The following is a 15,411-nucleotide window of genomic DNA, read 5'->3' on the forward strand; positions in this document are numbered from 1 at the left end:
ACTAAAGGCCCCTCAGTCCCATTCCAGGCCGCCGCGCCGCCATACGTACGCGTACGCGACGAAGACGGTGAGCACGAAGAGCAGCATCTCCACGAGCCCGAAGATCCCCAGGGCGTCGAAGGTGACGGCCCAGGGGTAGAGGAAGACGATCTCGATATCGAAAATGATGAAGAGCATCGCCGTCAGGTAGTACTTGATCGGGAAGCGCCCGCCGCCGGCCGGCGTGGGGGTCGGCTCGATACCGCACTCGTAGGCCTCGAGCTTGGCCCGGTTGTACCGCTTGGGCCCGATCAACGTGGCCATGACCACGGAGAAGATCGCAAAGCCTGCCCCGAGGGCTCCCAGTACGAGGATGGGCGCATAGGCGTTCACCGCTCCTCGCTCCTCTCAGTCGGCACTGACTGCTGGCGGTTTGCATCGGGCTCACTTCCGCCCCGCCTGTCCCTCGAACCCCGCCTGTCCCGGCGAAGATCGGGAACATGTGAAGCAGGTCACAAGCCCAACCGCGTGCATCTTATGCCCGACGCTCTGTGATCTGCGACACGGGGTATTGCACAAGCTTTGTGATCTCCACCACCTGACGAAGGATCATGAAGTCGGATGAGCGGTGATCTTCACACGCGAAGCGTCCGGGCGATCACCAGACGTGACATTTTGCCTAGTCAGCGCAGGCCAGAGGGTCCGTCTCAATATCAAGAGGGTTCCCTTGCATGCAAATTGGCGATGGAGTCGATCTCTTGGTAGAGGCCGCGTTCACACATCAGAGGGCGTGTGGAGCGGAGTGTGGACGCGTGCACGCGTTCACGATCTTCGCGAGGCCGTGACCGGGTCGTGATCTACGGCGCGCGACGCGACCACCGGGGCGAGCGTTCCGTGACCTCCGTCACACCAATGAGAGGGTCATGAGAACGGGGCTTGGCCAATCAACCCAACCGGTGGTAGGTGCGGGGCAATTCGGGCGTATTGATCAAAGACCGTGATCACAGCCCGGTCACGATGCGCCCGCAATGTCCGTTACGGCGTCAATAAAGGGGCTCGCGAGGGGGTTTTGAGGGCCCGATTGAACAACTGTGGCGCAGCACACGTTTCTTGAAGATATGAAGGAGCCCCTGGTACCGGTTGTTCCCATGTCCCACACCGCTCACATACGCAGCCACCGGAAACCCCGCCGCAGTGCGACCTCGACGATCGCCATGCGTGCCGGAGTCACCGGTGGCATTCTCAGCATGGCAGCGGCGGGTGCGTCGGCCTCGGCGAACGCCGCCGAGCCGGTGACGCAGACCATCGAACTGCCCACCCTGACGGCCGATATGGCCACTCAGGTCGCCCAGTCCGCGGACGCCACCCAGCAGGCGGCCGCGAACTACGAGCTGCGCGCCGAGCGTGACGCCGCCGCCGCCAAGGCCGCCACGGAGGCCAAGAAGGACCTCGCCGAGGCGAAGAAGAAGGCTGAGGCCAAGAAGAAGGCCGCCGAGGCCGCCCGCAAGGCCGCCGCCGAGCGAGCCACGCGCAGCGCCGAGCGAGCCACCCTCTCCGCCTCCGCCTCCGCGTCGACCTCGACCTCGACGACCGCGCCTGCCAGCGGCAGCGTCGCGACCGTCGTCGCCTTCCTCAAGGCACAGGTGGGTGACGCCTACGTCATGGGCGCCACCGGTCCCAGCGCCTGGGACTGCTCCTCCCTCGTGCAGGCCGCGTACAAGCAGGTTGGTGTGGACCTGCCGCGCGTCTCGCAGGACCAGTCGATGGCCGGCACGGACGTGCCGCTGTCCGACGTCCAGGTCGGCGACATCCTCTACTGGGGTGGCAAGGGCTCCGCGTACCACGTGGGTGTCTACATCGGAGACGGCCAGTACCTGGACGCGGCCAACCCGTCCAAGGGCGTCGTCATCCAGGACCTGTCGGGTTACCCGGCGTCGGGCGCCGTCCGCGTCCTCTGACTTCTTCGATCTCACATACGGGCTGAGGGCCGCCGCCGATCTGGCAGCGGCCCTCCCGGTCCGTTCACCCCTCACAAGCCGCCCAGGCGGCTCTCTCCCGGCCTGTCCGAGGCCGGACGTGTCAGGCAACAGCCCCAGCCGGTAGCGCGGCTCGTACACGCGCTGCAGAGGCTCCCTGTCTCGTCTCTCCGTCGCGCGTTTGTGGCCGGAGTCCGTCTGGGACGGCCGTGCGTGCTCTGTTGTCATGAGTCCCGGCGGGAAGGGCGCGGCTTTTCAATGCCGCGTAACCCGGTTCCCGCCCACAGGAACCTCACCGACACAGAGGGAGAGACAGCAGATGCCAAGCGTCTTCGTACAGGGACGGCCCGTCGACTCGTATCCCCGGCTCGCGCCCGAGGCCCGGCACGGGAAGGTCCGGCGGATCACCGAGGTCGGTGAGGAGGTCCTGCACAAGCCGTGCCGGGACGTCACCGAGTTCGGTCCGGACCTCGCCGCGCTGATCGACGACATGTTCCTGACGATGTACACCGCGGACGGTGCCGGACTCGCGGCGAACCAGGTCGGGGTCGACCTGCGGCTGTTCGTGTACGACTGCCCGGACGACGAGGGGGTGCGGCACGTCGGGCACATCGTCAACCCGGTGCTTCATTCGCTGGACGCCGCTCACCGGAGGCTGCTCGACGAGGGCGAGGGGTGCCTGTCGGTGCCGGGGGCCACGATGGACGTACCGCGTCCGGACCGGGCGGTGGTGCGCGGGTACGACCGGGACGGCGAACCGCTCGTCATCGAGGGCACGGGCTACTTCGCCCGCTGTCTGGAGCACGAGACCGACCATGTGAACGGACAGGTGTACCTGGACCGGTTGTCCCGGCGGGAGCGCAAGGACGCGCTGCGGCAGATGGCGGACCGGCGCGAGGCGGTGTTCGCGCGCCGGGCCGCCAACGTCGCGGCCCTGAGCGGCTGACCGGGCCTTCGGTGCCGAAGGCCCGCGTGCCTGGTCAGGCCTTGGGCGCCACCTTGCTCAGCCCGTTGATGATGCGGTCCATCGCGTCGCCGCCGGTCGGGTCCGTGAGGTTCGCGAGGAGCTTCAGCGTGAACTTCATCAGCATCGGGTGCGTGAGACCGCGCTGCGTGGCGATCTGCATGACCTTCGGGTTGCCGATGAGCTTCACGAAGGCGCGGCCGAGCGTGTAGTACCCGCCGTAGGTGTCCTTGAGCACGCGCGGGTAGTGCTGGAGCGCCAGCTCGCGCCGGGCCGGGGTGGAGCGGGCGTGGGCCTGGACGATGACGTCGGCGGCGATCTGGCCGGACTCCATGGCGTAGGCGATGCCCTCGCCGTTGAAGGGGTTCACCAGGCCGCCGGCGTCACCGACGAGCAGCAGGCCCTTGGTGTAGTGCGGCTGGCGGTTGAAGGCCATCGGGAGCGCCGCCCCGCGGATCGGGCCGGTCATGTGGTCGGGGGTGTAGCCCCAGTCCTCCGGCATGGACGCGCACCAGGCCTTCAGGACCTCGCGCCAGTCCAGCTCCTTGAAGGAGTCGGAGGTGTTGAGCACGCCCAGGCCGACGTTCGAGGTGCCGTCGCCCATGCCGAAGATCCAGCCGTAGCCGGGCAGGAGCCGGTCCTCCCCCGGGCCCCGGCGGTCCCAGAGCTCCAGCCAGGACTCCAGGTAGTCGTCCTCGTGGCGGGGACTTTCGAAATACGTCCGTACGGCCACGCCCATCGGGCGGTCCTCGCGGCGGTGCAGGCCCATCGCCAGGGAAAGGCGCGTGGAGTTGCCGTCGGCTGCCACGACCAGCGGCGCGTGGAAGGTGACTTCGCGCTTCTCCTCGCCGAGCTTGGCGTGCACGCCGGTGATCCGGCCGGTGCGGTCGTCGATGACCGGGGCGCCGACGTTGCAGCGCTCGAACAGCCGGGCGCCCGCCTTCTGGGCCTGCCGGGCGAGCTGATCATCGAAGTCGTCGCGCTTGCGGACGAGGCCGTAGTCGGGGAAGGAGGCGAGATCCGGCCAGTCGAGCTGGAGGCGCACTCCGCCGCCGATGATCCGCAGGCCCTTGTTGCGCAGCCAGCCGGCCTCCTCCGAGATGTCGATGCCCATCGCCACGAGCTGTTTGACGGCGCGCGGGGTCAGGCCGTCGCCGCAGACCTTCTCGCGCGGGAACGCGGTCTTCTCCAGCAGGAGGACGTCGAGTCCCGCCTTGGCGAGGTGATAGGCGGTCGTGGAGCCGGCCGGCCCCGCGCCCACGACGATCACATCGGCGGTGTTCTCGGAGAGAGGCTCGGTCACGACGGTCACGGCGGGATCTCCCCAAGCTTCGGAATCTGTGTGCCGGCCGGCACAGGACAGGGGCAGTCTATGCAGCGGTATCGATCACCTGCTGAAGGGATCCTCCGTGAACCGAGCCCTCCCCGCTGTGCGGCTTCGTGTGCCCACCCACGAGGACGCGTTCGTCTGGCACCGGATCTTCGACGACCCGGACGTCATGGAGTTCCACGGCGGAAAGGCCGCCGAACTGTCGGTCTACGAGGAACTCACCGCCCGCCAGCGCCGGCACGACGCCGAGCGCGGCTACTGCCTGTGGACCATGCTCGACGAGTCCGGGCAGGTCGTCGGCTTCACGGGCGCCCAGCCCTGGGAGCGGGACTGGGGGCCGAAGGGGGAGATCGAGATCGGCTGGCGCCTGGGCCGGGAGCACTGGGGCAGGGGGTACGTCACCGCGGCCGCGCGGCAGACGCTGGAGCGGATGCGGGCGGCCGGCGTACCGGGCGTGGTGGCGATGGTCGACGCCCGCAACAGCCGGTCCATCGCGGTCACACGGCGGCTGGGAATGCGCCTCGCCGAGACGTTCACGACGTCGGCCTCGGAGCGCGCGGGGCACTGCTACCGACTCGACCTCTGAGACGACGGAGCTCCAGGGATCCTGGGCATCACACTGCGTAATCGACTGTCACAGAAAGACATCTGTCGCTTCCGGCCGGTACGGGACCGGAGTTACCCTTCCTGTACCGCTGGGGGTGACATCTGTGCAGATATCCCGCAAAGCACCCGAAGTGCGCGTACCGCGTCTGGTCGGTCTGATGGCTGTGGACGCGCGCGAGACGGCCCGGGCGCGGGGCCTGTCCCTCAACGCGCCGGACCGGCCCGACTTCCATCTCGCCGTCGTCGACTACGTCGTACGCCAGTACCCGCAGCCCGAGGCCGAGGTGCCGCGGGACTCGATGGTCTACGTGTGGTTCGACTTCGGCCCCGGCGAGGGCGGCGGAGGCGTGCACGAGCCGCGCATCCCGAGACCGCCCAGGGGCGGCCTGCGACGGGAGCTGGACGAGCCGGGCGACCCGTACATGGTCCTCAGCTCGCCGTAGAAGCCGGCTGCCCAGGAGAAGTCAGCCGCGCCCGGGGGGCTCAGCTCTCCTTGAAGCCCCGGTGCAGGGCCACGATCCCGCCGCTCAGGTTGCGCCAGGCCACTCGCGACCAGCCTGCCTTGCCCAGCCGCTCCGCCAGGGCGGGCTGGTCGGGCCAGGCGCGGATGGACTCGGCGAGGTAGACGTAGGCGTCGGGGCTGGAGGACACGGCCCGGGCGACCGGCGGCAGGGCGCGCATCAGGTACTCGGTGTAGACGGTGCGGAACGGCGCCCACGTCGGGTGCGAGAACTCGCAGATCACGATCCGCCCGCCCGGCCGGGTCACGCGCTGCATCTCCCGCAGCGCCGCGTCCGTGTCCTGCACGTTGCGCAGCCCGAAGGAGATGGTGACGGCGTCGAAGGTGTCGTCCTTGAAGGGGAGCCGCGTCGCGTCGCCGGCGGTGTAGGGCAGCCAGGGCCGGCGCTGCTTGCCGACCTGGAGCATGCCCTGGGAGAAGTCGCACGGGACGACGTAGGCACCGGTCTGTGCGAAGGGCAGCGAGGAGGTGCCCGTGCCCGCCGCCAGGTCGAGGACCTTCTGCGCGGGGCGCGCGTCGACCGCCTTGGCGACCTCCTTGCGCCATCGCCGGTCCTGGCCGAGGGACAGCACGTCGTTGGTCAGGTCGTACCGTTCCGCCACGTCGTCGAACATCGAGGCGACTTCGTGCGGCTGCTTGTCCAGGGATGCGCGGGTCACGGGCCCATTCTTGCAGCACCCCTCGAGGGGCCTCCGAGGGTCCTCACGGCAGGAGCCTGGGCTTCCTCCACGCCGCCACATGGGCCCTTCGGCGGACTCGTTGCCCCGTTTGCGGCGGCGACCGCGGGTGCCGCGGCTTTCGATGGCAGGCTCGGAATGCATTCCCCGGACATAAGGCGGCCTTTATGTGCCATAAACTTGGGTTCTGATGTGAGAGACCCATGAGAAACGACGCAAGCTGTCCTCTCTCTGAGAGTTATCGGGAACGCCTGCGGAACTCGATCTGAGCGCCCATCACCGTGAGACGTTTGCTGCCGGGAAACGTACTAGGGGTTTGGACCTTTATGACCTCACGAGAACGGGAGCGTGCGCTATGAGGAGTCACCGGAAGCGGGCGGCGGTCGGACTGGGCTGTCTGCTCGCCCTGGCCACCGCGGCCTGCTCCGAGCAGGGCGAGGCGGCCCGCCCGGCACCCCCGGCGTCGGCGGCAGCGCCCAGCACGTCGTCCCCTGCCGAGTCCGGCACCTCGAACGCGACCTCGTATGCCCCCTACGTCAGTGCCACGGACGCCTCCGGCACCGACTCCGCGGGCTCTCCCACGACGTACAACCTGGCCTTCGTGCTGGCCGGGGGCAGCGGCTGCACCCCGCGCTGGGACGGCTCGGACGCCCTCGGCGATGCCGCGGTGAAGTCCCGTATCGCGGGGCTCAAGAAGGACGGCGGTCAGGTCCGGGTCTCCTTCGGTGGCGCCTCCGGCAAGGAACTCGCGGCGGCCTGCGACAGCGTGCCGGAGCTGGCGGCGGCGTACGGCAAGGCCCTCGACGCGGCCGGTGCCACCCGGGCCGACTTCGACATCGAGGGCGACGAGTTGGCCGACTCCGCCTCCATCGCCCTGCGTTCGAAGGCGATCGCCCAGTTGCAGCAGGAGCGCGGCGACCTGGAGGTCTCCTTCACGCTGCCGGTGATGCCCTCGGGCCTGGGCAAGGACAGCCTGGCGCTCCTCGCCTCCGCCAACGACAACGGCGTCCAGGTCGCCACGGTCAATCTGATGACTATGAACTACGGCTCGTCGTTCGACGGCGACATGGGCGGTTACGCCCTCGCGGCCGCCAAGGCCTCGCACACCCAGTTGAAGAAGGTCTTCGGCACGTCGGACGCGGCCGCCTGGCGGGGCATGGCGCTCACCTCGATGATCGGTGTCAACGACGTCGACGGCGAGACCTTCACGCTCGCCGACGCCGCCGAGGTCCGCGCCTTCGCCGAGGACAAGGGCATCGGGTGGGTGTCGATGTGGTCGGCGGCCCGGGACCGGCAGTGCGCGGACGGGGCGAAGACCGATCAGCCGGCGACCGACTGCAGTGGGGTGAAGCAGAGTTCGGGGGCGTTCGCGGAGGAGTTGGCGGGCTGACGCGGTGGCTGCGCGGGCTGACGCGGTGGCTGCGCGGGCTGACGCGGTGGCTGCGCGGGCTGACGCGGTGGCTGCGCGGGCTGACGCGGTGGCTGCGCGGGCTGACGCGGTGGCTGCGCGGGCTGACGCGGTGGCTGCGCGGGCTGACGCGGTGGCTGCGCGGGCTGACGCGGTGGCTGCGCGGGCTGACGCGGTGGCTGCGCGGGCTGACGCGGTGGCTGCGCGGGCTGACGCGGTGGCTGCGCGGGCTGACGCGGCACCAGGCGCCGCGCCATGGGCCGTCGGCTCAGCGGCGCCGGTGCACCAGCCGTCCCGCACACACCGTCGCGACGCACTCCCCCGCCTCGTCGAAGACGGCGAGGTCGGCCCGGCCGGTCGGGACCAGGGCGGTGCGGCGCGTACGCGGCAGGACGACGACGTCGTTGCGCTCGGCGGCCGCCCGGAGTTCCGCCGAGTCGACGTACTCCTCCAGGACCGCCACGGCGCCGAGCTTCAGCACCGCGTGGACGCGTTCGCGCGGGCTCGGGGCGTCCGGGAGCGGGCCCTCGTGGACGCGGGCGGGGCCCAGGGTCCCGGGCCAGCTGCGCACCCGGGCCTTCGGGAACGCCCCGCGCACGTCGCCGAGTTTCCCGACGGCACCGATCCGGTCCCGTCCGACGACCACGGCGCCGTTCTTGACGGGATCGGAGTCCCAGGTGACACGGACCGCGTCCGCCGTGTGGATCGTCTCCAACTCTTCCCCGCCGCCGACTAGTTGGGGGCGAGCAGCTTGAGCTCGGGGTGAGCCGTGCCGCCCTCGATGGCCGTGGACGAGAAGTGCGAGACCACACGGTCGTCGGCGGGGTCGTTCGCCGGGTCGTCGTGCACGACGAGGTGCTCGTACGTGGTCGCCCGCTGGGCCGGCACCCGCCCGGCCTTGCGGATCAGGTCGATGATCTCCAGCCGGTTGGAGCGGTGCTTGGCTCCGGCCGACGACACCACGTTCTCCTCCAGCATGATCGAGCCGAGGTCGTCGGCGCCGTAGTGCAGGGAGAGCTGGCCGACCTCCTTGCCCGTCGTCAGCCAGGAGCCCTGGATGTGGGCGATGTTGTCCATGAACAGCCGCGCGATCGCGATCATCCGCAGATACTCGAAGAGCGTGGCCTGCGTACGGCCCTTCAGGTGGTTGTTCTCGGGCTGGTAGGTGTACGGGATGAAGGCGCGGAAACCGCCCGTGCGGTCCTGTACGTCCCGGATCATCCGCAGGTGCTCGATGCGCTCGGCGTTGGTCTCGCCGGTGCCCATCAGCATGGTGGACGTCGACTCCACGCCCAGTCCGTGCGCGATCTCCATGATCTCCAGCCAGCGCTCGCCGGACTCCTTCAGCGGGGCGATGGCCTTGCGGGGCCGCTCGGGCAGCAGCTCGGCACCGGCACCGGCGAAGGAGTCGAGCCCGGCGGCGTGGATGCGCTGGATCGCCTCCTCGACGCTCACCTTGGAGATCCGGGCCATGTGCTCGACCTCGGACGCCCCCAGGCTGTGGATCACCAGCTGCGGGAAGGCCTGCTTGATGGCGGAGAAGTGCTTCTCGTAGTACTCGACGCCGTAGTCCGGGTGGTGTCCGCCCTGGAACATGATCTGGGTGCCGCCCAGCTCGACCGTCTCGGCGCACCGGCGCAGGATGTCGTCCAGGTCACGCGTCCAGCCCTTGGCGGTGTCCTTGGGGGCGGCGTAGAAGGCGCAGAACTTGCACGCCGTGACGCACACGTTCGTGTAGTTGATGTTGCGCTCGATGATGTACGTCGCGATGTGCTCGGTGCCCGCGTACCGGCGGCGGCGTACGGCGTCGGCGGCGGCGCCCAGCGCGTGCAGCGGGGCGTCCCGGTACAGCACGAGCGCCTCGTCCGGGGTGATCCGCCCACCGGCGGCTGCACGGTCGAGGATGGGCTGAAGGTCGGCCTTCTCGGTCACCGGGCGTCCCTTTCGTAAGGGTTGTGGACGGACCAGCCCAGCGTACGCCAGGGGTTGCGGGGACCGGACGTCAGGCCGTCGCCAGGGGTTGCGGGAGACCGGACGTCAGGCCGTGTACGCGCCCACGAGCAGTCCCAGCAAGGCACCCGTGATCAGGAACGGCCCGAACGCGATCGCCGTCTTGCGCGAGGCCCGCCGGGCGACGACGAGGGCGCCGCCGTACAGCGCGCCCAGCAGGAACCCGGCGAAGGTGCCGAGCATCACGGTCGGCCACCCGTACCAGCCGAGGACGGTCCCCGTGCCCAGGGCGAGCTTGACGTCGCCGAAGCCCATGCCGGCGGGGTTGATGAGGAACAGCACGAAGTAGCCGCCGCCCAGCGCGAGCGAGCCGAGCAGGGCGGTCGTCCACTCCCCCGTGTGCTCGGGCACGAGCGCGGTGAGGCCGAGCAGGGCGAGCGCGGCCCCGGCGAACGGGAGCGTGAGCGGGTCGGGCAGCCGCCGCACCCGGAAGTCGACGGCCGTCAGCAGGACCCCGACGGGGGCGAGCAGCAGCCAGACGCCGAGCTCGGGGCGGGTGCCGGTGGCGGCGGCGAGGGCGGCGCAGACGAGGGCGGTGGCGATCACCAGGGGTGTCGTACGCGGCCCGTATCCGGCCGCTTCAGCCCCCTCGGCCCCCTCCGCCGCCGCCTTCGCGCACTCCGGGCACGTGGCGCGTCCCAGCCAGCCCTTGAGGGCATGCCCGCCGGGGCACTCTTCCCGCCACGGCTCTCCCGCGGGGGCCGAAAAACGATAGGCCGCGCGCGGCAGGAACGACCCCGCCGCCGCGCCCCAGAGCGCGGCGGCGATGATCAGCAGCCCGGTGTTCATCCCACCGCGGCGATCGCGTCGCGCCACGTCGGCAGCAGCTCGTCGAGCAGTGCCTCGGTGCGCGGCGGCAGGCCCCGAGCCCCGCTGCGGCCGATGAGATCGGTGGCGAGGGCGGTGAGCTGGGACGTGTCACCCGTGGCGTGGGTGGCGCGCAGCAGCTCGTGCCACAGGCGCTCGTCGGCCGGGGCGGTGCGCAGCGCCGCGTTGAGGGCCTCGATGGCCTTCTCCGCGCGGTTCTTCTCCATGTGGAACTCGCACAGCGCGAGCCCGGTGTCCGCGACCAGCAGCGGCAGCTGGGCGTCGACGATCTCGTGGGTGAGCCACCGGTATCGGCCCTCGGGCCGGTCGGCGAGCAGCGGCCCGCGCACCAGCACGAGCGCGTCGGTGAGCAGCCGCCCGCGCACGGCCCGGCTGTCGACGCCCTTGCCCTGCGTGGCCTCGTGGTAGAGGGAGCGCAGCACGTCCAGGTCGGAGACGACGGACTTGGCGAGCGTGAGCCGCCCGGTCGCGTCCCTGCCGAGGCGGGGCGTGCCGTCCGGGTCGGCGCCGAGCCACACGCGCAGCCGGTCCAGGAGCGCGTCCCGTACATCGTCGGTGACGCCGCGCGGCCACAGCGCGGAGGCCAGCACCCGCGGGTGCACGCCCTCGCGGTGCAGGAGCAGCAGGGCGAGCGCCTCGTGCAGCAGCGCGCTGCGCTCCCCGTCCGGGTTGTCCAGGCCGATGATTTCGTACGGCCCTACGAGCCTGGCGTAGACGGCCGGCCGCCCGTGCTCGCTGATGTCGACGAGGAACGGCGGGGTGGTCACGGGCCCGTTCGACTCACGCTCGGGGTCGGCGTCGGTGAACAGCTCGACCACGGCACGCTGTTGGGCGGCAGGCAGCAGCTGGGCGTCGAGCTCGAGCCCGAGGAGGGGCGCGAGCAGCTTGCCCTGGCCGGTGATCTCCATCTCCCAGGCGGCGCCCGGCAGATCGCCGGTCTCGGTGCCGACGAGGTAGCCGATGCCGAGCCGTCCGGCGTCGGCGGCGAGTTCGGCGAGCTTGACGGCGTCCTCGGCGGACGGCTGGGCGGCGAGGAGGACGAGGTGCGGGGCCCAGCGGGTGTGCTGGGCGGGCCCGGTGCGGCCGGTGAGCACGGAGTCGTGCCCGGCCGCGCCCAGCGCGCCCCGCCGCTGCCGTGTCTCGGCCTCCATGGTCTCGACGAGCGCCTCGATGTCCTCGAGGTGCCGGATCCGGTTCGGGGCGAGCGGCGTCAGGTCCTCCCCGAAGCCGACGAGCGTGATGGTCATGCGGTCGGACCATCCGTTGGTCGCCAACTCGGCGGCGACGGACGCGAAGACGGCGGCCCGGTCGGCCTCCCGGCCGCTCAGCGAGACGATGCCGGGCACCGCCTCCAGGTTGAGCAGCAGCCGTGAGTCGTCCATGGTGCCGAGGCTGACGAGCCCCGGGTACGGAGCGGCCGTGTCGGTGTCCTCGTAGCGCTCGGCGTCGGTCCTGGCCAGCATCCAGAAGGTCTGGTCCTGCCCCTGCTGCCAGGGGGCGGGCGGCTTCCCGGCGGGCTGGGCGAGCTGGAGGTGCAGGTCGCCGTTGCTCAGCCAGGCCGCGTACACGACCGGCAGCGCCCGCGACTCCTGGGCGAGGGAGGCGGCGAGCCCCCTCAGACTCCGGTCGAGCAGTCGTACGCCCTCGGGGTCGGCGCCGACGAGCAGCGCGTCCTGGACGTCCTGGGCGTCCCCGCTCGGAGTGGGCGGCTCCATACCGCGCCGTCCGCCGACGGCCCCGAACGCCGACTGCCACAGCGCCTGCCGGCGCCGCCGCCCCAGGGCGCCGAGGAGACCGGCGGCGAGAAGGGGGGCGGTGAGAAGGGCCTCGGGGAGGCCGAAGGAGCTGTCCGACTCGGCGCCGACGCTGGTCGCCTGCTCGTGACCGGCGTCGCCGGCGGGCCGCTGCTCGGGCAGGGACACCTGGGAGGCACCGCCACCGGCACCGCCCGCGTGCTCGTGGCCGCCGCCCTGAGCCCCGGCGCCCCCTCCGCCCTGGGCGTGATCGCCGCTCTGGGCGTAGTCGCTGATCTGCTGCTGCACATCGGGCGACACGTTGGGAGCCTCGTCGGGCATCTCGACGAGGTCGCCGCCGCGGGCGTCGCCCGGCATCTCCATGATCCAGCCGGGCCGGATGAGACTGGCCTCGGAGAGCTTGGACCCGTCCGGCTGAACGCGGTCCTTGTTGAGGTCGAAGATCTCCTTGTAGCGACGCCCGTCACCGAGGTGCCGGTCCGCTATCTCCCACAGCGAGTCGTGGTGACGCCCCTCGGGCGGCTGGATCCGGTAGTACTTCGTGTCGCCCTGCTTGGCGGTGCTGCCGCCGGCCTCGGCGTGCGAGGCGGCGTGCGAGGCCTGCCCGGCGAGGGCGGCCGCGGTGTCGGCGGCCTGCTCCTGCTGCTGGGCGAAGAGACCGCCCGGGGTCTGCTGGGCCGCGGCCACGGTGGGCTTCTGGTTGGCGTCGTAGCTCTGCCCGAGCTGCGAAAGACCGGGCGCGAAGCTGGCGGCCGTGGCGCCGACGAGCAGCAGCGCGGCGACGAGCTGCCGCGCGAGCAACTGACTGGGCCCGGCGCCCGGTACGCGCCCCGGCACGCCGACACCGGACAGCGCGGCCTTCATCTCGACGAGCACGCAGGCGGTGAACTGCGCCCAGGCCAGCCACACCACGACGGTGAGGATGTTCAGGAACGTCTGAACGGTGATCTCTTGCTGCAGCCAGTCGAGGCTCGGCACCCCGTTCGGCAACGGCCACCCGATCTGCGTGGCCAGCGCGCCCGGCACGCCGACGAGCAGAACGGCCAGGGCGACGAAGGCGAAGAACGCCTTGACGAAGTCCCCGAACGACCGCCGCCGGATCCTCACCGGCTGCGGCGTGCGATTCCTCGGGGCCGTCGTTGGGGCCGTCGTTCCCGTCGTACTTCCCGTCGAGCTTGACGAGCTTGAGGTGCGGCGTCGCGGCATGGCGGGTGTCCTGGGGTCGTGTGTGGAGTGCGGTGAGGCCGAGCTGTGACGTGAGGGGTGTGCTGAGCCTACAGAGATCTTATGGACTCTTATTGAGGTCGTCGAAGGACGGAGGGAAGGAACCTCGTTGACGTCCGATTTGCCCCTGTGCTGCTTGCGCTCGCGCGGCCGACCGGGCCGCCCGGATCACCCTCTTCGCAACTGCCACGCACACCCCTCACGCACTCCACACAATCCACCATGGCCACCCATGGGGGCACGCACAGCCCCTGATAGCTTCGTTCCCTGTCGCACACGCCAACCTCGGGGGAGAATCCGTGGCCCGCCGCGCTCTGACCACCACAGCTGCCGTGTTCGCCACGACGGCAGCACTTCTGCTCACCGCATGCGGCGGGGGCGGCGATGACACGTCGTCGGACGACATCAAGGGGGCGGACGGGGCAGCGAAGAGCCCGTCGGCCTCGGCGTCCGGCGCCGCCGACGCCGACCGCCCGGACGTCAGCGTGCCGAAGGACTTGAAGCTGGTCTTCGACTTCGACCAGCCGTCCGACGCGAAGCAGGCGGCAGCGCTTGCCGACGCCGAGAACTACATCCGTGCGCTGAAGCACGGCATTGCCCAGCAGGATGCGAACGACCCGGCGTACCGGTTCTATTCGGGCGCACAGGCCTCGCAGTACGCCAAGTCTCAGATCGAGTCCTGGGTCAAGGGCGGATGGACCGTCACAGGGACGGACAAGTACTACGACGAGGACGTCACCACCCTGAGCGACGGCAAGCGCGTACTCGTCTCGTTCTGCAGGAACCAGGCCAAGTTCTACGGCAGGGAGATCAAGTCCAAGAAGGTCCTCTACACCGAGGAAAGCTTGGACAGTTACCAGTCGTGGAAGCTGCTCATGATCCCGCCGTCCGGCTCCTCACCGGTCTGGAAGACCGGAAACGTCGAGGTCTTCGGCAAGGCGAAGCAGTGCCGATGATGACACCTGCACGGCGGGCAATGGGCTGGAGTGCCGTCCTGGGCGCAGCTGCGGTGCTGTGGACCGGCGGCATCGCACATGCCGACGGACCTGCGGAAGACACCACGGCCTCGACTCCCCCTCCTTCGGGAAACGCGAACGACCAGGAAGTCTCCGCTTCCGTCGCGTCGTCCCGGATCAAGGTCAGTCAGGTGAGCGGCCCCACCGGCGGCAACAGCGGCACCATCTCGTCGACGGACGTGAACTGGGAGCCCCCGCCCTGCTGGTACGAGCCCGTCTACACGCCGGAGCAGCTCAAGAAGTTCTCGGAGACGGGCGTCGCTCTCGGACAGGTAAGCCCCCACACGTCCTGGGGCGGCCAGAAACTATGGACGGACCACTACCGGGACGGCAAGGACGCCTACAACTACGAGGACGAGTCACTCGTCACCCGCAAGGGCTACGAGAACTACAACCTCGGCAAGGACGGTTACTTCTGGCGCGGCGTGGCCCGCGACGAGGACTCGTACGACTGTGAACGCGTCATGTTCTGGCAGGACGCCGGCGAAATCCCCGACGTGCCGAACGCCCCCACAGCCGAGACACTCGCCGACTACGCCTACGACAAGGTCAAGGTCCCGGACACGAAGGTCGACCTGAAGCCGGAGGCGAAGTCCACGGTAAATCTGCCCACTTGGGTGTGGCTGGACAAGGGCACCTTCCAGGACGTCAAGGTCCGCGCCGAACTCCCGAACACGGGCCTGTGGGCCGAGACGACCGCCAAGCCGGTCGCCCTCCACCTGGAGCCGGGCACGGACGACGCCGAAACCTTCCCCGCCTCCGGCGACTGCCAGATCAACGACGACGGCAGCATCGGCACCCCGTTCACCAAGGGCAACGCCGACAAGACTCCCCCCTGCGGCGTCCGCTACCTCCGCGCCACGAACGGCACGCCCTACCAACTCTCCGCCAGCGTCACCTGGCAGATCAGCTGGGAGGGCTCGGGCGGCGCGAACGGCGATCTCCCGGACGGCACGTTCGAAACGACCCAGGACATGAACGTCCAGGAGATCCAGTCGATCAACCGCTGACTACCGGACCCCACATCGTTCGCAACTGCCACGCCACACTCCTCACCTTCCCCACACAATCCACCCCTGTCTCTCAAGGGCCGATTCCCCTCCCCTGGTAGCTTCGTTC

At 70.2% G+C, this 15,411-nt stretch carries 14 protein-coding genes; 7 read left to right on the top strand and 7 right to left on the bottom strand.

Annotation, left to right across the window (positions count from 1 at the left end):
- Positions 1-12 precede the first annotated feature (12 nt).
- Positions 13-372, bottom strand: coding sequence for an NADH-quinone oxidoreductase subunit A (locus OG542_RS16475; protein ID WP_003974383.1), 360 nt, complete (start codon positions 370-372; stop codon positions 13-15).
- Between the two features lie 725 nt (positions 373-1,097).
- Between OG542_RS16475 and OG542_RS16480 the strand changes: the two genes are divergently transcribed.
- Complete coding sequence (locus OG542_RS16480) at positions 1,098-1,937, top strand: C40 family peptidase (RefSeq protein WP_261679069.1); 840 nt, start codon at positions 1,098-1,100, stop codon at positions 1,935-1,937.
- 337 nt (positions 1,938-2,274) lie between these two features.
- Complete coding sequence (def, locus tag OG542_RS16485; RefSeq protein WP_328411663.1) at positions 2,275-2,901, top strand: peptide deformylase; 627 nt, start codon at positions 2,275-2,277, stop codon at positions 2,899-2,901.
- 34 nt (positions 2,902-2,935) lie between these two features.
- On the opposite strand, the gene OG542_RS16490 is transcribed toward def, so the two are convergent.
- A complete protein-coding gene (locus OG542_RS16490) occupies positions 2,936-4,231 on the bottom strand; it encodes a geranylgeranyl reductase family protein (RefSeq protein WP_184591585.1) in 1,296 nt (431 codons plus the stop codon).
- A 97-nt stretch (positions 4,232-4,328) separates the two neighbouring features.
- On the opposite strand from OG542_RS16490, the gene OG542_RS16495 reads away from it, so the two are divergent.
- Positions 4,329-4,835 (top strand): GNAT family N-acetyltransferase, encoded by a 507-nt coding sequence (locus OG542_RS16495; protein ID WP_328342261.1) that lies wholly within the window; start codon positions 4,329-4,331, stop codon positions 4,833-4,835.
- Between the two features lie 151 nt (positions 4,836-4,986).
- On the top strand, positions 4,987-5,298 hold the full coding sequence (locus OG542_RS16500) for a PASTA domain-containing protein (protein ID WP_311127228.1): 312 nt from the start codon (positions 4,987-4,989) through the stop codon (positions 5,296-5,298).
- A gap of 40 nt (positions 5,299-5,338) precedes the next feature.
- On the opposite strand, the gene OG542_RS16505 is transcribed toward OG542_RS16500, so the two are convergent.
- Positions 5,339-6,034, bottom strand: a complete 696-nt coding sequence (locus OG542_RS16505; RefSeq protein WP_215119586.1) for a demethylmenaquinone methyltransferase — start codon at positions 6,032-6,034, stop codon at positions 5,339-5,341.
- 373 nt (positions 6,035-6,407) lie between these two features.
- On the opposite strand from OG542_RS16505, the gene OG542_RS16510 reads away from it, so the two are divergent.
- The gene (locus OG542_RS16510; RefSeq protein WP_328411669.1) at positions 6,408-7,442 is read left to right on the top strand and encodes a chitinase; all 1,035 of its coding nucleotides are present in this window, start codon (positions 6,408-6,410) and stop codon (positions 7,440-7,442) included.
- A gap of 286 nt (positions 7,443-7,728) precedes the next feature.
- On the opposite strand, the gene OG542_RS16515 is transcribed toward OG542_RS16510, so the two are convergent.
- The 4 genes from OG542_RS16515 to OG542_RS16530 form a co-directional block, all read right to left on the bottom strand.
- Entirely contained in the window at positions 7,729-8,175 is a 447-nt protein-coding gene (locus OG542_RS16515; protein ID WP_193482434.1) for a hypothetical protein, read from the bottom strand.
- Between the two features lie 17 nt (positions 8,176-8,192).
- Positions 8,193-9,392, bottom strand: a complete 1,200-nt coding sequence (gene mqnC, locus OG542_RS16520; RefSeq protein ID WP_193482435.1) for a cyclic dehypoxanthinyl futalosine synthase — start codon at positions 9,390-9,392, stop codon at positions 8,193-8,195.
- A 105-nt stretch (positions 9,393-9,497) separates the two neighbouring features.
- Positions 9,498-10,259, bottom strand: coding sequence for an A24 family peptidase (locus OG542_RS16525; RefSeq protein WP_328411673.1), 762 nt, complete (start codon positions 10,257-10,259; stop codon positions 9,498-9,500).
- Positions 10,256-13,258: a BTAD domain-containing putative transcriptional regulator gene (locus OG542_RS16530; protein ID WP_328411675.1), complete on the bottom strand. Its 3,003-nt coding sequence runs from the start codon at positions 13,256-13,258 to the stop codon at positions 10,256-10,258. Before OG542_RS16530 ends, OG542_RS16525 begins: the two co-directional genes overlap by 4 nt.
- 317 nt (positions 13,259-13,575) lie before the next feature.
- Here OG542_RS16530 and OG542_RS16535 point away from each other — a divergent pair, with 317 nt between their 5' ends.
- Together OG542_RS16535 and OG542_RS16540 are read left to right on the top strand one after the other, a co-directional pair.
- Positions 13,576-14,232, top strand: a complete 657-nt coding sequence (locus OG542_RS16535) for a hypothetical protein (protein ID WP_328411677.1) — start codon at positions 13,576-13,578, stop codon at positions 14,230-14,232.
- On the top strand, positions 14,232-15,302 hold the full coding sequence (locus OG542_RS16540; RefSeq protein ID WP_408057869.1) for a hypothetical protein: 1,071 nt from the start codon (positions 14,232-14,234) through the stop codon (positions 15,300-15,302). The genes OG542_RS16535 and OG542_RS16540 overlap by 1 nt, the downstream gene beginning before the upstream one ends.
- The last annotated feature ends 109 nt before the right edge of the window (positions 15,303-15,411 follow it).

It is taken from the genome of Streptomyces violaceus (assembly GCF_036014075.1).
Lineage (GTDB): Bacteria > Actinomycetota > Actinomycetes > Streptomycetales > Streptomycetaceae > Streptomyces > Streptomyces violaceus.

Coding starts and splice junctions, on each gene's coding strand:
- OG542_RS16480 (WP_261679069.1), top strand. CDS start 1,098: ATGAAGGAGCCCCTGGTACCGGTTGTTCCCATGTCCCACACCGCTCAC.
- def (WP_328411663.1), top strand. CDS start 2,275: ATGCCAAGCGTCTTCGTACAGGGACGGCCCGTCGACTCGTATCCCCGG.
- OG542_RS16510 (WP_328411669.1), top strand. CDS start 6,408: ATGAGGAGTCACCGGAAGCGGGCGGCGGTCGGACTGGGCTGTCTGCTC.
- OG542_RS16525 (WP_328411673.1), bottom strand. CDS start 10,259: ATGAACACCGGGCTGCTGATCATCGCCGCCGCGCTCTGGGGCGCGGCG.
- OG542_RS16530 (WP_328411675.1), bottom strand. CDS start 13,258: ATGCCGCGACGCCGCACCTCAAGCTCGTCAAGCTCGACGGGAAGTACG.
- OG542_RS16540 (WP_408057869.1), top strand. CDS start 14,232: ATGACACCTGCACGGCGGGCAATGGGCTGGAGTGCCGTCCTGGGCGCA.